We start from the raw sequence: 16,231 nt of genomic DNA, 5'->3' as shown, positions 1-16,231 counted from the left end.
CACTATGCATGTACTTCATTATAATCAGTTTAACGCGGACATCCTAATATATCGGGATATGCAAGCGTATCAACAGATATTAAACAACGAATAAAACGATACTAGCATTAATGTAAACGCTACCATTAGAAGCGGGAACATGTCAACTTACCTTATGCACTCAAAGGAGACTATTTCATGGACAAATTATTATACGGCGTAGCCTATTATGATGAATATATGCCATATGAAAGACTGGACAAGGACATTCAGATGATGAAGGATGCTGGGATCAATGTCGTACGCATCGCCGAATCAACGTGGAGTACCCATGAACCCCAAAACGGCGTGTTTGATTTCACTTCCGTCGATCGGGTACTGGATGCCATGCATGCGGCCGGAATTCATGTCATCGTAGGCACGCCAACGTATGCTGTTCCGACGTGGATGGTGAAGGAGCACCCGGACGTGCTGGCAACAACCGCACAGGGACCTGGAAAATATGGAGCAAGACAGATTATGGACATCACGCATCCGACGTATCTGTTTTATGCAGAGCGCATCATTCGTAAGCTGATCTCACGCGTGAGCAAACATCCGGCGGTTATCGGATATCAGACAGATAATGAAACCAAGCACTACAACACAGCTGGAGACAACGTGCAGTTACAGTTTGTTAAATATATGCGGAACAAGTTCAGCTCCCTGAACGAGCTAAACAAGGAGTTTGGACTGGACTACTGGAGTAATCGCATCAATAGCTGGGAAGACTTCCCTTCCGTTGTGGGTACGATTAACGGTAGCCTGGGAGCTGAGTTTGCCAAGTTCCAGCGGCAATTGGTCACGGATTTCCTGGCGTGGCAAGTTGGGATTGTGAATGAGTACAAACAGGAAGGCCAGTTTGTTACCCAGAACTTTGACTTTGAATGGCGCGGGTATTCCTACGGCATTCAGGGGGATGTGGATCATTTTGCAGCATCCCGACCTTTTGACATCACCAGTGTAGATATCTATCATCCTTCCCAAGACGAGTTAACCGGCATTGAGATTTCGTTCGGAGGAGATGTGGCGCGTTCCACCAAACAATCCAACTACCTTGTTCTGGAGACCGAAGCACAGGCCTTCTGGCACTGGGTTCCTTATCCGGGCCAACTGCGATTACAGGCATTCAGTCATCTGGCTTCTGGGGCTAACATGGTTGCCTACTGGCATTGGCACTCGCTGCACAATTCGTTTGAGACCTACTGGAAAGGCCTGCTAAGCCATGATTTCGAACCGAATCCGGTGTATAACGAAGCCAAGACGATTGGCCGCGATTTTGCTCGCCTGAGTCCTAAGCTGGTGAATCTGAAGAAAACAAATCGGGTGGCTGTACTGTTCAGTAACGAGGCGTTAACCTCCATCAAGTGGTTTGGCTTTAACTTTACCAGTGACAAGAACTACAACGACGTTGTGCGCTGGATGTACGATGAGCTGTATAAAATGAACATTGGCTGCGATCTTATCGATCCTTCCGTGGAGAGTTATGCAGATTATGATGTGCTAGTGGTGCCTGCTCTGTATGCGGCTTCGGATGCGTTGCTGGAAAAATTAAATCAATTTGTACAGGACGGCGGACATATCGTGTACTCGTTCAAAAGCGGTTTTGCCAATGAACACATCAAAGTTCGTTCTACACGTCAGCCCGGACTGATCAGTGAAGCATGTGGCATTAGCTACAACTTGTTTGTTGAGCCAAAGCATGTTGGGCTACGCGATGATCCATTTGGCGTAGGTGAGGAGCATAATCAGGTACACACCTGGATGGAGCTGATTACGCCGACGACTGCGGAGGTGCTCGCTTGGTACGATCATCCACATTGGGGAGAATATGCGGCGATCACGCAAAATAACTACGGTAAAGGCAAAGTAACATATGTTGGCTGTTATACGAGCGCTGCCGTCATTCGCAAGGTGCTGGAACGTGTGATGAAGGACGCGGGTGTATGGGGGGCGGATCAGGAGCTTGCTTTTCCACTCATTGTGAAGACAGGGGTGAACGACCAGGGGCATACCATTCGCTACTATTTCAACTATTCGGATGAGCCGGTTTCCTTCAAGAATCCGTATAGCGAAGGGACAGAGCTATTATCAGGAGATTCGATTGCTGCTGGGCAGGAGATCAAGCTGGAACGCTGGGGCGTACGAATTATCGAGCAACACTAGGGAATAATAGTGCAGATTTTAAGTTCCCAAGGAAAATAGAAGATTTTGAATTGTTCTTTTACACTTTAACGGAGAGGACAGAAAAAACCTGAAAAAGCGAAGCGTTCGCCTTTATCACCGGATTTTCCCTTTTGGAAAAAGGAATCAAAAAATCTGGGGATAACAGCGATTGAAAGGTTATTCTGTCATCGGAGTGGCCTGTGTAAAATCTTGGTTCAACATTCACTTCATATTTTCCGAAAAAAATAACAAGACCATGGCGCCCTCGGCTTTGATGCTGGGGCGTTTGTCTTATTTTAGCTCAGGAGTGGATGCGCTGTGTTTAACGAATTATACCGTCGGCTGATAGACCCTTTCAAGCGCAGCATTCGTAATAAATTGATACTGACCATGACCCTGGTCGCTGTACTGCCAGTCATTGTGATAACTGCGGTAGCCGCGGAGAATGCGCGTTCCTCCATGGAAGCCGAGGTTATGGATACGAACCGGGTCAATATGAATTGGGCCTCTGTCTATCTGGCAGAACAGTTTACCCGCATGAATAATATCATTTATTCCATTCAGATCAGTGATGAGCTACATCAGTATTTGGCGTTGGGCCAAGAAGCGCCTGCTTCCAGCCGTTTTGACGAACAAAAGGCTGTTTTTAATATGCTGAACAGTGTGTACTATTCTGCTGGCAATTATGTGTTTGGGGTCGAACTGTACTTGAAGGAGCAGGACACCCTGTTCACCTTCAATTCTATGGAATCCCGAATTAAGACGGTTGCGGATATTCCGCAAGGGTATCATAAGCTTTTTACGGAGCATAAAGACTTTACAATTATCAATGATCCGGTAGATCCGCAAAAGTTCCATATGACCCGCAGCATGAACCGCTTTGAGGATCAGGCTCAGATCGGAGCAATCAGTCTGGAGATCAAGTGGGCCGAGTTTAACCAGACGCTTGAACTGCTCGACAGCAGGGGAGATTATACCGCCTATATCGGAGACAGTTCAGGTCATCCGGTATATCAGCCAAACTCCTCCATCCAGCCATCGGATGAAGCGTTGAAGCAGCTGAGCGAAACGAAGAATAACGCGGGTTTTATTCGTACAGCACAGGAATATATTTTCTATCACGATATTGAGTCGACAGGGCTAAGGGTGATTAAAATCGTACCGGATCATGTCATTAACGAGAGTGCACTGGAAACGATGAAGTATGGGCTAGTTGTGGGCGGAGTGGCAACGGTCGTGTCTGTTGCTCTGGCGGCACTGGTCGCTTGGCGAACCTCTAAACCTATTGTCAGACTGGCGAATTCAATGAAGGGTATCCAGTTGATCAAGGATCGTAAAGTAGAGCGTAGCGGACGAGTGGATGAGATTGGCCTGCTGGAGAAAAATCTGCACGGTATGGCTAGTCGAATTCGGGAGCATATCCGGGATAACTATTTGATGAATCTGGAGAAACAGACAGCCGAGCTCAAAGCACTACAATCTCAGATTCATCCCCACTTTCTGCAAAATACATTACAAATGATCGGTGGCATGGTCTATTCGCAAAAGCCGGCAGATAGCTACAAGGTGATCCGGGCATTAAGTGAGATGTTCCGCTATATTGTACGGGCACCGGACGGCCTTGTCCCTCTGCAATCCGAACTGGATCAATTGGAGCATTATATGCTGATTCAGAAGCAACGTTTTGCCACCCGACTTGAATATAAACTGGAAATTACGGGAGAACTCCGAGCGTGTTATATTCCGAAGTTATCCTTACAGCCTATTGTAGAAAATGCATTTTTGCATGGGCTGGAGAAAAAGCCTGGGGAGTGGAAGCTAGGCATCGAAGTGCTCTGTGATCCACAGCAGGGTAGGGTGACGATTCAAATTTGTGATAATGGCATGGGTATGGAGCCGGACAGGCTCGTAGAGATGCAATCCAAACTGGAACGCATTACGCGGTATACCGATCGGGTATGGAATTCAGGCACGAGTATTGGACTGCTCAATGCCGCATCACGAATGGTGATGCATTTTGGACCCGATTACGGTATGCGTATGGAAAGTAAACTTGGGCAGGGAACAAAAGTGATCGTAACGATCCCCTGCACAACAGGAGGCGAGCCCTTGTGAGCAAGGAGATCTATAGAGTGTTGCTGGTGGATGATGAGCCGTGGAATCGCGATATTTTACGTAATCTTGGTGAATGGGATGAGCTCGGCTTGGTTGTCTGCGGTGAAGCAGAGGATGGAGAACAGGCGATACAGATGGTCAAGACGTTGCAACCTCATCTTATTATTACGGACATGCGTATGCCTGGATCGGATGGTGTCGAGCTGATGCAGACGCTGAGCAGTCAGTACCCGGAGATTAAGGTCGTTGTGGTGAGCGGTTATGATGATTTTAATTATGCTAAACATGCTCTGCGGTATCGTGCAGCTGATTATCTGCTGAAACCGGTGAATCCGGATGAACTAAATGCTACGCTGGCGAAATGTAGTCATGAACTGGATAAAGCTGCTACGGCACCAGAAGTGTGGGAAGCTTATCGGGCTTCATTCGCGGGTGAATTCTCTCTGTTCCAGCAGCAAGCACGTCTGCGCTTCAACGACTTGAACCTGACGAGCCTGCGGGAATGGTTTCATCAATTAGAGCAGAAGCTGGAACAAAACGAGGTTCGCAGACCTCGCCAGCTTGGGCGTGCGGTTTATGAGCTGCAGAATATACTGGACGAGCTATGTGTGTCCAATGGGCTGTTTGATCGTCCGGAAGAGGGAATATTGCCTCCTGCATCAGCGCTGGGTTCGATCCGGGCGGCTGTGGAATGGATCTCCGCTTCCTATTATCAGGCGCTGGAACAATTAATTGCCCAGCGTAAGTATAAGAACAAGCTCAACCTCGAAGAGGTAAAGCAATATATGCAGCAACACTGCATGGAGATGATTACGCTGGAGCAGCTTGCCCAAATATTTTTTGTCAGTAAGGAATATTTGAGCAAAGCTTTCAAGAAAGAATATGACGTGAACGTGACCGATTATGTGGTTCAACTTCGGATGACCAAGGCCAAAGAGTGGGTGATGGATGATCAGATTCCATTCAAACATATCGCCGAGATGACGGGGTATGAAGATGTGTCCTACTTCTATCGGGTATTCAAAAAGCACTTTGGTGTGTCACCCGGAGAGATGCGCAAAGGCCAGCATAAGTTGCCTAACCCATTCCCCGAATGAATCATTCGGGGAATGTTGCTTGAATTAAGGTTTAAAATAATCCAATGGAAGAGTCTAATTTTGTCCAATGAAGCGCTTACATTTTGCGATATATAATAAGCCTATGAAAGACAAACCAGTCACACCGGGAGGTCATAAGAGATGAAAGTATGGAAAAGCGTTGTAAGTGCGGCACTGGTCAGCGTTCTGCTCGCAGGCTGCGGCTCGAATGCAGGCACGGATAATGAACAGAACGAAGTCAAAGCTGGCAGCACCGTAAACCTCAAAGTATTCGTTGCTCAACCAAGGCTGAAAGAACATTACGATAAATATATAGAACAGTTCAAAGCCAAGGAAAAAGCAGACAAAAACATTGAAGTGAATGTGCAACTGGAGATGCCGCCAGCAGATAATGCACCTCAGATTTTGAAAACAAGACTTGCTTCCAATGACGCACCAGACGTATTTGCTCTGCATGCGGTGAATGAGATTCCACCTTTCAGCAAAGCCGGATATCTGGAGGACTTGTCCGACCAACCTTTTGTAGATAAATTATTGGATTCGGTTAAACCTTCGGTAACGGATGCAAGCGGCAAAGTGGTTGCGGTTCCACTGGAAACCTTGTCATGGGGTTATCTGTACAACAAAGATATCTTCAAGGAACAAGGGCTGGAGGTTCCAACAACGTTGACAGAAATGAAAGCGGTTGTAGAGAAGCTGAAAGCAGCTGGCATTACACCGTTTGAGCTGTCTTACAAAGAAGCTTGGGTTCCGCAATTATTCCTGCCACTCACTGTAGGGGCGCTGACACAAACGGAGCACAAAGACTTTGTGGAAAAAATGAACAAGGACGAAGCTTCCTTCTCCGATATGAAAGCACTGTTTGATGTGTTTGATCTCGTCAATGCGAACGGAACGGATAAAGCGCTTGAAGTTGGAGCCGATGACGGCGCTGCCGCTTATGCTACAGGCAAAGCGGCGATGTGGATTCAAGGACCTTGGTACGCAGAAACGATTCTGAAGTCCAACCCTGACGTTAATTTTGGTGTAGCTCCAATGCCGCTGAACGATAATCCGGATGATACGAAAATCAACCTGAGCACATCCACTTCACTAGCTGTATCGTCATCAAGTAAAAACAAAGAAGTGGCACTCGACTTTGTAAACTACATTCTGGATGATAAAGATTCCAGTGCATTCTATGAAGCGCTCAAGTTTAATCCGGTTGCCAAAGTGCATACGTTCAAGAGCTTCCCGTGGGTAGACGACGCCCTGAAATATGTTAATGAAGGCAAAGCTTATCAAGATCCAAAGATTCCACAAGCCGTGAAGGATGAGTCTGGTAAAGCTCTTCAAGGGTACTACTCCGGACAGTTGAATCAACAGCAGGTGATCGATGCGCTCGACAAAGCGTGGAAATCCTACAATAAAGTCAATAAATAAGAGCAGGATGCTTAACAAGTAAGCGCCTGAACGATCAACAAGGTTGAGCTGTAAGAAAGCAGTACCTGCGTTTGTTGACAAAATCTCGTTTGGTTCCGTATTAAGCTCGGGGTTTTGTCAACAAATTAGCGGTACTTTATTTCGTAACAGTCTCGAAGCAGATGAAACGGCTGGCTGAACGATCTTCGTTCCCCCGTTAACCTTCATCCGCTGTGCAAAAAGGGGGAGAAGTTATGGCTACGAATGTGTTCAAAAAGTATCTTTCATTGCTCGCGTTCACAGCGCCGGCCTTTGTAATCTATGCGATTTTCCTGCTGTACCCGACGTTTAGCGGGATGTTCTACAGCTTGACGGATTGGAACGGGTTAAACCGTGACTACAGCTTTATAGGGCTGGGGAACTTTGTGGAATTGTTTAAGGAAGATCCTGACTTCCTCAACTCGCTGTGGTTTACGATGAAATATGTTATTTTTATGCTGATTTTGCAAAATGTCATTGCATTGCTGCTCGCCGTGTTCATTGAGTCGCGTACACGCAGCAAAGGGTTATTCCGCACATTGTTCTTCATGCCCAATATGATCAGTACAATCATCAGTGCATTCATGTGGACGTTCATCTTTTCCCAGGTGTTGCCGCAGCTGGCTGAGAAATTGGCCGTTTCTTTTCTCGACCAACAATGGCTCGGTGATCCGAAGTTCTCCTTCTACTCGATTCTAATCGTATCGCTTTGGAACGGTGTGGGCTATATGATGATCATCTACCTGGCTGCATTGCAGGGTGTACCGAAAAGCCTCAAGGAAGCCGCGGTCATTGACGGTGCAAATGCATTTCAAGTGTTACGTAACGTCGTACTGCCGATGATTACACACGCTATTACAATCTGTTTCTTCCTGACACTGAACGGTGCATTCAAAGTGTTCGAGGTGGTCTATGGATTGACAGGCGGCGGCCCGGGTCGGGCTACACAGGTCATCACCATGAATATCTATGAAGAAGCTTTCTCGAACAACTTCAGATACGGTTATGCCAGTGCCAAATCGGTTGTATTGTTTGCTATCGTTCTTATCTTTACACTCATCCAGATCACCGTCATGAAGAGAAAAGAGGTGGAAGCATGAGAATGCAGCGACTGAATAACTACCTGATTCGGCTGTTACTGATTCTCGGCTCTCTGGTAGCCATGCTACCGATCTACATGGCTGTGGTGAACTCATTCAAAACACAGGGTGAAATGTTCCAATCCTTTATTGCTCTGCCGACCACATTACATTGGGAGAACTACACGGATGCGTTTAACAAAATCAATCTGCTCGGCAGCTCGCTGAACTCCGCGATTGTGTCGATTCTGGGTATCGGAGGAATTGTCTTCTGTGCTTCGCTTGCAGGATACAAACTGTCACGGACTTCCGGCAGGCTTAGCAATCTGATCTTCTTCATGTTTGTCGCTTCCATGCTGGTGCCGTTCCATTCCATCATGATCCCGCTGACGCGTGTCGCGAAGGGGATGGGGGTGCAGGGAAGCACTTACGGACTGGCTCTGATCTATATCGGACTTGGTGTAAACATGGCGATCTTCCTCTATCACGGGTTTGTGAAGTCCATTCCGCGTGAACTCGAAGAATCGGCTCAGATCGATGGATGTAACGAGTTCCAGACGTTTTTTCAGATTATTTTCCCGCTGCTGCTTCCGATCACGGTGACGATTGCAATTCTGGACTTCCTGTGGATATGGAATGACTTCCTGTTACCGCTATTGATGTTGACGGATGTAAACCGGTACACACTTATCCTGTCCACGAACATGCTGTTTGGTGAGTATAACAAGGAATGGCCGTTAATTCTCTCTTCTCTGGTTTTGACTGCAATTCCGGTTATCCTGATCTATGCATTCTTCCAAAAGTTCATTATGGAGGGTATTGCGGAGGGAGCGGTCAAAGGATAATAGGTATAGGAGCTTGTTCCTGTTCCTGCGATCCTACTCTACACACTTAAGTGTGTAAAAGCTCATGCTTATAGCCTTGAACTGCGGATATACTCCGTTAGTTCAAGGCTATTCTCATTTATGGAAAGAGAGGGACACCAAGGTGAGCATCCCAAATAAGCGCAAGTTGAGTATCAGCAGTACAATAGGGGGCGACGACGTATTTTACAATATTGCAATGCAAAGAGATGTTGCTCACACGCTGGGCTTCATTAGCCTGTGTGCTTCTTGTGCAAGGACAATCAGTCCCCGCTCCATCTCATCTTGCGAAGCATAGGCATAAGAGAGTCGGATATGACTCGCATCCAGCCGATCATACAGATAACCTGGATGAATGAGTACATCTGCTTCCAGACAGGCAGAGAACAACTTGTGGGTAGACAAGGGTTCCGCTGTGAAGTGTAGCCAGATATAGAACCCACCTTCTGGCGTTGCCCATTCTGCAATGTCATGAAAATAGCGATGCAGTAGCTCCAGCATGAAGTCTCTGCGTCTTCGGAGCTCCGGACGTAGCCGCTCCATATGAGTTGTGTGATGGCCATCTGTAAACCATAATGCGGCGGCTTCCTGTGCGAGTGAACTGGTACCGTAATCCGTCTGCATTTTGATATCGGCCAGCCTTCGAATGACGGGCACAGGACCGACAAGCCAGCCAAGACGAAGACCTGGACTGACCGCTTTGGAGAGAGTGCCCATATGCAGCACCCGACCTTCCTGATCCATTGCCTTAAGTGGAAGAGGAGGAGGGTGATCCAGCCAAAGTTCCTGATAAGCGGCATCCTCCAAGATCGAAATGCCGGAGTTGCGGGCGAGGGATATCAATTCATCCCGGCGACGGCAGCTCATCACGCTGCCTGTAGGATTATGGAAGCTCGGTATGGTGTACAGTAGCGTGAAGGACTCGTTGTTATTCTCGTCGTTTCCTGAGTGCAACGTTCGTATCGCATGTTCTAAATGCCCCAGATGTAATCCCTCTTCCTCCATGGCAATTCCGTTTAGCTTTAGCCCTGCCGATTGGAAGGCGTGGATGGAATATAGATAGGACGGCTTCTCTAACAAGACAGCTGATCCACGAGGCAGCAATCCCACAGAGATTAAATGCAGTGCTTGTAGAGATCCCGACACGATCAGAATCGAATCAGGTGAGGCCTGAATGCCATTAGACTGCAAATGTATGGACAACGCCTCACGAAGCGCCAGGCTGCCTTGAGGTTCGATGTAATTCAGCATACGTGTTTGGCTGGACAGGGTCTGGAGAATTTTATTAAACGCTTCGTTTGGCATCAGTTCCGGTGCGAGCTCACCTGTACCCAGCCGAATAATGCCAGCCCTGAACTCCGCCTGATTAATCTGCTGAATCTCGGGCAAATTCGGATAGTACCAGCCTTCCTGTGCAGCTTCGCTCCAATTGGGCAAGGCGGCATGGGCCATACTGTGCCAACCGGAACCGGAGACGTAGGTACCGCCTCCGTGTCGGCCTTCAATCATCCCTGCCGCAGTCAGGTTATCCAGAGCGGTGACCAGCGTACTGCGGTTTACACCCATGGATGTTGCCAGTGTTCGCTGAGAAGGCAGACGAGTCCCAGCCGACCACTCGCCTGTTGTGATTTTTTGCCGGATATAGGCTTCAATCTGACGATACATAGGCAAATCAAGCGCAGGGTTAGGCTGCCAAATTTGTCTAGAAGATGTATTGGAATATTGACGTCCCATCAGGTAATTTCACCTCCTGTAGTTATAAAGAAAGTGTCCATTATCGTGTTTGTATCGTCCACTATACCATTTGGTTGGGCTCCATGCCATCCAAGTGGTTGGTTACGTCTTTCTTAATTTCATTTACGCTGAAGAAAGAATAAGGGGGATGGACAATGGACGTTTTTATTCATGCAGTGGTGCTGGCATTTGGCTTGATCTTACCGCTGGGTGTTCAGAATGTATTTATTTTCAATCAAGGGTTAACGCAAAAGAAATACTTGCATGCACTGCCGGCTATAATTACAGCAGGGATTAGTGATACGCTGCTGATTGGAGCCGCTGTAGGGGGCATGTCTCTCATTTTGATTCAATGGCCTATACTCACCCATGTTTTATATGCGGCTGGAAGCCTGTTCTTGCTCTACATGGCCTGGGGGTTATGGAAATCATCGGCTTCCTCAGATAAAGCCCCGACAGCGATGTCGGCAGGTCGGCAGATTGCTTTTGCCGCTTCGGTGTCTATTCTCAATCCGCATGCATTGCTGGATACCGTGGCTGTCATTGGTACAAGTTCCATTCAGTATGCAGGGGGGGAGCGTATGTATTTTACGGTCACAACAATGGCTGTATCCTGGATTTGGTTTCTGGGGCTTGCCGCTGCAGGCAGCGTAGTTGGCAATCATGATCGCACAGGGCATCTACGAATTGTGCTGAACCGCATATCCGCTTTGATTATGGTTGGAATCGCGCTGATGATGTGCTGGAGGCTTTTTAACTCCTAAATCAGGTGTTCAAAGCACATGAGCAAGGTGAATCAATGAAAACTAGGGAATCGTAAAGGCTGGATGGGTGTAAGAAGGGGACAGCCGTGCACCTGCACCTGCTAGCTAGCACCTAACATCAAAAAAAAGCTCCCCGTCGTAGAATCACGGGAAGCTTGATGTATTCGTTTATTCTGCTTTTAGCAGCATCGATTCAATGAAGACTTTAAGATCCTGGCTTGTTGCGTTCAGATGATCAATGATTTCACTGAACTCCGTTACAAGTTCAGACTGTGCATTGCTTGAGTGTGTAATAGAGGTAATCTCCTGCTCCATCTGCTGAATGGAGGACTGCACATCCTTGAGGGAGCGTTCAATATTCACCGTCGCCTCCTTGGTTCCGGTGGACAGTTTACGCACTTCGGCGGCAACTACGCCGAACCCGGCACCTGCCGCGCCCGCGCGTGCGGCTTCGATGGCTGCATTCAGACCAAGCAGATTCGTTTGTTCCGATACTTCACGAATAAATACGGCAACTTTATTGACCTCTCCGGAGTTCTTCACAGCGAGGCGTGTGTTGTCCAAAATTTGCGTAGACGAAGCAGTTAGCTGTTCGGACTGTGCAGCGACCGTCTGCACCATCTCTGATAACCTGCCGCTGATGCCTGTAATCAGGTCGGTAAAGTGCTCCAGCTTTTCTTCGTTCTGAAGTGAAAAACCTATAGCAAGCGTTCCTGCAATCTTTCCTTCATCATCATAAAGAGGAGTGGCGGATGAAATAATGGGTGTGCCGTAAAATTTGGCGTCAATGCGATTGGCTGAGGTCTCCCCATGCACAAGTGCCCGGCGCAGTGTAGGGTCTTCAAGAGAGATCGGATCTCCGGCTCTGATGCCAAGATCAAGCTCGTTGCCGGGAACGTAATACCAGAACTTCTCGGTATCGGTAACGGCAATCATAATATCGTGTTCTTTCAGCATAATTTTAAAATAAGGACTTGCTGCAGTGAGTGCTTCTACGATGTTCAATAAGTTCAGCTCCTGTAGGTATGTGTGTATATCATCTGGGTGTATATTATACATCGTCAGATCGATTAGCATAATTTAGGCCTAAAAAGGGCATAACGTCTATTACATTTTTTTGAAGCGTTTGAATCAGAGCATGTTATGTTTTTAATACGATATTTACATATGTGCAAAAAAAACAGACGGGAACATGATGTTCTCGTCTGTTTTGATCATACATAATACAGCACTTATTATGACGTTCTCAACTGACGGAATGTTCGATAAACGATGTGTCTTCCGTTAGGTGATTGAAGCATTTCTTGCGTGTCGTAGGGGCTGTACGGCTTCGTTCTATCCACCGATCTGCGACATGCGTCGTACCGTCGGGGTGTGGGATTGCATTTTTTTCTCCAGTGCCAGCGCCATTTCATGATTTTTCGGTTTGGTACCGAGTGCTTTCAGGAAAAGTGCGGCCATCGCATCGGGATCATCTACATAGCGGCGAACATTGTATTCATCTGACCAGTACAGACAAGCCTTGATATGTCCGTCCGCTGTAAGGCGCAGCCGATTACAGTTATCGCAGAAGTGGTCACTGACTGGATGAATAAGACCAAATGTGCCTTGGGAGCCTGTAATTTTCATATTACGTGATGGACCGTTCCCGGCAGGGCCCTCGGTATTCTCAACCGTCCAGCCAGCCTCGGCGCATACATCCGTCACGGCCTCCAGCGGCAAATACGATTGACGCCAGGAATCGGAAGCCTGCCCGATTGGCATGTATTCAATGAATCGCACATGTAGCGGCTGATCCATCGTCATAGCGATAAAATCCTTGATCTCATCATCATTAATGCCTTTCATGAGCACGACATTCAGCTTGATCGGTGCCAGGCCCACCGCAGTAGCTGCCTCGATACCCTTCAGCACCTTATTGACATCTCCACCGCGTGTGATCATAGAGAAGCGGTCAGCATGCAGGGAGTCCAGGCTAATATTAATGCGGTTCAGCCCAGCATCCTTCAAAGCCTTCGCCTGTTTGTCCAGCAACAAGGCATTCGTGGTCAGTGCAATGTCCTCGATGCCATCAATGGCAGAGATCATGCCCACAAGTTTATGCAGATCCTTACGTACCAGGGGTTCTCCCCCCGTGAGCCGAACCTTGCGCATGCCCATCGGGGCGAGCACTTTTAGCACTTCCGTAATTTCTTCATAACTCATTATCTCATCATGCGGAGCAAACTCCATGCCTTCCGCGGGCATACAGTAGACACAGCGCAGATTGCAGCGGTCCGTAACGGAAATACGGATGTAGTCATGTATACGGCCAAATGAATCCTGAAGCAGTTCCATGCAGACCACCCTTTCAACGGTTCAGATTGGAAACCTTCTATAGTAAATGATACGACAATTGTAAAAGCAACAGTTGCATCAAATTTTAGCTATTTCTCCAATCCGCGTCAATGATGACGTCCCATGATAGCAATTTAAGCAGGCTGATTTAATTGAAATTGGCCAACGACTTGTTGCAGGAACAGGGTAATGGCCTCCACATCATGGGAGGATTGCTGAACCTTCAACATATCCCGAATCAACGCCATCATCTCGGCTTCCACCTCGGCGGAGGTCACCCGATTTTGGTGGCTGATGGCAGCGATATTTTCCATCAAAAATACGACCTGATCGACGACTTGGGTACGCTCGGCTTCTTCGGAGCTGGCTTTTTGGAGAAGCTCTGACGCTGCTTGAACCAGCGTTGTTCCTTCGGCGAGCACCTGGTCTCCTTCGGTGATTTGCTTGGAAGCTGCGCTTGCAGCCGTCGAGATCCGATCCAAAATCTGATGAATGTCCTCTGTAGAGGAGCGGGACACATCAGCCAGCTTACGAATCTCTTCAGCGACAACCGAGAACCCGCGTCCATGCTCTCCGACGCGAGCGGCTTCGATTGTCGCATTTAATGCGAGCAGATTGGTCTGTGCGGATATTTCTTCAATGACCGCCAAGGCGCGGTAGATGTCTTTCATTGTGCCGAGGAAGGAGAGGATCGTCTGGTTAGTATCCGACACGGCACTGGAGATTTGAATCATTTTATCACCGATGCGATCTACTTCCTGTCTCGCTACACCAATCTGTTCATTGGCGGATGTCTCCAACTGCTTTAGGGTTAAACGCATATGATCAGCGGCCAGCTTGGCTTGATCCAGATCTTGTAATTGTGTACGGGTAGCTTGAATCATTGAACCAAGCTTGAGGTTGACGCGGTCAGTAGTCACTTGAGTGGTCTCTGTAGATGCACGCATCAGATGCTGATTATCCATCACGTCCACCGTAGCCCGCTGGACTTTGAGCATAATGCTCTCCAGAGAATCAATCATATTATTAATCCATTTAGCCAGTTCACCTGATTCATCTTGAGCAAAAGCGTTTGTGTCCAGACGCTGGGTAAGATCACCTTTACCCTCCGCGTTCACCCGAATGAATTGACTGAGACTCCGCAAGTCCCCATGGACGCGGTTGTATTGTTTGCGATGAAGCTGGAATGCACCCAAGAATCCCAAGATGACATGAAAGCCGGCGATTGCAGCAGCGTTCCATCCGCTGCCTGTCAGCACAAAAATCAAGGCGGCAGCAAGAACGGCCGAGAGCATAATATAGAAGCTATGCTGTTTGAATTGTCTCCATCCGATACTGCGTATGCGGTACACTTCTTCCAGATCACCTTCGCACATCATGCCCCAGCGATCCGGGCAGTGAGGGAGTTGAAAGGTGATGCCTTTACCGATGACGGGAATATGACGGTAATCCGAATAACCGGGATAGGCCACAAACAGATTCGAGCCATTTTGAATCGTTTTCGATACGCCCGGATGTAATTGGCCGGTAGAGGGATCGGTGAACATCAGCTCAAGCTCCGTATGCTTCTGGACAGACACGATGCCCCAATCCGTGGTCACACCGTCTTTCAGGTTTTCTCCATGCGTGAATGTTCGATCCTCGAAGCGGCTGCGAGATAGAGCGGTACCTGGCTGTAGTTCAGGCCGCAATACAGACTCGGCCATAAACAGATAGTTATCACCTGAGTCCGGGTAGATATGTCCCGATTCACGCTGAATGAGGTCACCAAGCACGTCGCCAGGAATACGGCTACATAAAGCACCCGCAACCTTACCTTGTTGCACGATAGGGACAATGAACATCAAGGTAATCGCGTCATGAAACGTGGACGAGCGTGGCCCGATCTCCAGCGTAAGCGGATCAGAATACGGACCATACAGACACTTCTGACCATCTATGCCTGCTTGTGCATAGCTCAATCCGGGACCAAAGGATATTTTCTCGTGAGGAGTATAACGTTGACCTATATGTTTCTGATATGTAGAGAATATAACCTGATGCTGCTCGTTAAGTATGAACAATTCCGTACTATCCTGGGTGCGTGCGTAGCTCGCCTTAAACCAGGTATCCAGCTTTTCTGCCTGTGCTGATCCGTGCTTCACATCCTGGAGGTTAACCGATCCGATCTGCTGAAGCAACCGATCCAGATGACTCCACTGATCACTCGCCCAATCTATCAATAACTGTCTTCTTGTCTCCGCGATCCCTTCAAAAATGTGCTCCACATCTTCCTTCCGGTGTGCATTCAACCGATAAGACCACCACAGCGGTAACCCTTTTTTCCATCCCAGCCAATCAAACATGATGACCACCCCGAATTTTGGATTTAAAAAGATTTGAACAGCCCTCAAACATGTTGTTTTTCATGATCTTGTGGTAATTCAAGCTAGAGTTGGTACAACTGTATCCCACCAATGCTTTATTCCAATCTCTGTCTATATCCAACGTTATACATGAAATTTCATAGGATTACGAGGGGATATGTCATATTTTCCGAATATTCCATCAATTAATACAAATGAATATACGCTGTTTGCAGAAGAGGGCGTGGAGAGGGTACTTCATTTATGGCAGCT

Annotated in this window: 11 protein-coding genes; 7 read left to right on the top strand and 4 right to left on the bottom strand. The window is 47.7% G+C overall.

Going from position 1 to position 16,231, the window contains the following annotated elements:
* The first annotated feature begins 177 nt into the window (after window positions 1–177).
* The 6 genes from MHI38_RS13630 to MHI38_RS13605 all read left to right on the top strand — a co-directional run bounded on the left by MHI38_RS13630 (window position 178) and on the right by MHI38_RS13605 (window position 8,760).
* Window positions 178–2,184, top strand: a complete 2,007-nt coding sequence (locus tag MHI38_RS13630) for a beta-galactosidase (RefSeq protein WP_341181306.1) — start codon at window positions 178–180, stop codon at window positions 2,182–2,184.
* A 318-nt stretch (window positions 2,185–2,502) separates the two neighbouring features.
* Window positions 2,503–4,299 carry a sensor histidine kinase gene (locus tag MHI38_RS13625; RefSeq protein WP_221791650.1) on the top strand — a complete coding sequence of 599 codons (1,797 nt, stop codon included), beginning with the start codon at window positions 2,503–2,505 and terminating at the stop codon, window positions 4,297–4,299.
* Entirely contained in the window at window positions 4,296–5,396 is a 1,101-nt protein-coding gene (locus MHI38_RS13620; RefSeq protein WP_341181305.1) for a response regulator, read from the top strand. The genes MHI38_RS13625 and MHI38_RS13620 overlap by 4 nt, the downstream gene beginning before the upstream one ends.
* 141 nt (window positions 5,397–5,537) lie before the next feature.
* Window positions 5,538–6,818 (top strand): ABC transporter substrate-binding protein, encoded by a 1,281-nt coding sequence (locus MHI38_RS13615; protein WP_154891989.1) that lies wholly within the window; start codon window positions 5,538–5,540, stop codon window positions 6,816–6,818.
* A 233-nt stretch (window positions 6,819–7,051) separates the two neighbouring features.
* Window positions 7,052–7,936, top strand: coding sequence for a carbohydrate ABC transporter permease (locus MHI38_RS13610; protein WP_090922752.1), 885 nt, complete (start codon window positions 7,052–7,054; stop codon window positions 7,934–7,936).
* Complete coding sequence (locus MHI38_RS13605; RefSeq protein WP_090922754.1) at window positions 7,933–8,760, top strand: carbohydrate ABC transporter permease; 828 nt, start codon at window positions 7,933–7,935, stop codon at window positions 8,758–8,760. The genes MHI38_RS13610 and MHI38_RS13605 overlap by 4 nt, the downstream gene beginning before the upstream one ends.
* Before the next feature lie 234 nt (window positions 8,761–8,994).
* On the opposite strand, the gene MHI38_RS13600 is transcribed toward MHI38_RS13605, so the two are convergent.
* Window positions 8,995–10,512, bottom strand: coding sequence for an aminotransferase-like domain-containing protein (locus tag MHI38_RS13600; RefSeq protein ID WP_341181304.1), 1,518 nt, complete (start codon window positions 10,510–10,512; stop codon window positions 8,995–8,997).
* A 155-nt stretch (window positions 10,513–10,667) separates the two neighbouring features.
* On the opposite strand from MHI38_RS13600, the gene MHI38_RS13595 reads away from it, so the two are divergent.
* Window positions 10,668–11,276, top strand: coding sequence for a LysE family transporter (locus MHI38_RS13595; protein WP_154891987.1), 609 nt, complete (start codon window positions 10,668–10,670; stop codon window positions 11,274–11,276).
* A gap of 168 nt (window positions 11,277–11,444) precedes the next feature.
* Here MHI38_RS13595 and MHI38_RS13590 read toward each other — a convergent pair whose 3' ends face one another.
* The 3 genes from MHI38_RS13590 to MHI38_RS13580 all read right to left on the bottom strand — a co-directional run bounded on the left by MHI38_RS13590 (window position 11,445) and on the right by MHI38_RS13580 (window position 15,958).
* Window positions 11,445–12,281 carry a methyl-accepting chemotaxis protein gene (locus MHI38_RS13590; RefSeq protein WP_154891986.1) on the bottom strand — a complete coding sequence of 279 codons (837 nt, stop codon included), beginning with the start codon at window positions 12,279–12,281 and terminating at the stop codon, window positions 11,445–11,447.
* Window positions 12,282–12,611: 330 nt separating this feature from the next.
* On the bottom strand, window positions 12,612–13,613 hold the full coding sequence (gene moaA, locus MHI38_RS13585; protein WP_154891985.1) for a GTP 3',8-cyclase MoaA: 1,002 nt from the start codon (window positions 13,611–13,613) through the stop codon (window positions 12,612–12,614).
* Between the two features lie 134 nt (window positions 13,614–13,747).
* A complete protein-coding gene (locus MHI38_RS13580) occupies window positions 13,748–15,958 on the bottom strand; it encodes a methyl-accepting chemotaxis protein (protein WP_154891984.1) in 2,211 nt (736 codons plus the stop codon).
* Window positions 15,959–16,231 lie beyond the last annotated feature (273 nt).

The sequence above is a fragment of the Paenibacillus sp. FSL K6-1558 genome, from assembly GCF_038002565.1.
GTDB classification, from domain to species: domain Bacteria; phylum Bacillota; class Bacilli; order Paenibacillales; family Paenibacillaceae; genus Paenibacillus; species Paenibacillus polysaccharolyticus.
This window is presented reverse-complemented; position numbering and strand designations above follow the sequence as displayed.

Coding starts and splice junctions, on each gene's coding strand:
- moaA (WP_154891985.1), bottom strand. CDS start 13,613: ATGGAACTGCTTCAGGATTCATTTGGCCGTATACATGACTACATCCGT.
- MHI38_RS13610 (WP_090922752.1), top strand. CDS start 7,052: ATGGCTACGAATGTGTTCAAAAAGTATCTTTCATTGCTCGCGTTCACA.
- MHI38_RS13600 (WP_341181304.1), bottom strand. CDS start 10,512: ATGGGACGTCAATATTCCAATACATCTTCTAGACAAATTTGGCAGCCT.
- MHI38_RS13580 (WP_154891984.1), bottom strand. CDS start 15,958: ATGTTTGATTGGCTGGGATGGAAAAAAGGGTTACCGCTGTGGTGGTCT.
- MHI38_RS13630 (WP_341181306.1), top strand. CDS start 178: ATGGACAAATTATTATACGGCGTAGCCTATTATGATGAATATATGCCA.
- MHI38_RS13595 (WP_154891987.1), top strand. CDS start 10,668: ATGGACGTTTTTATTCATGCAGTGGTGCTGGCATTTGGCTTGATCTTA.
- MHI38_RS13615 (WP_154891989.1), top strand. CDS start 5,538: ATGAAAGTATGGAAAAGCGTTGTAAGTGCGGCACTGGTCAGCGTTCTG.
- MHI38_RS13605 (WP_090922754.1), top strand. CDS start 7,933: ATGAGAATGCAGCGACTGAATAACTACCTGATTCGGCTGTTACTGATT.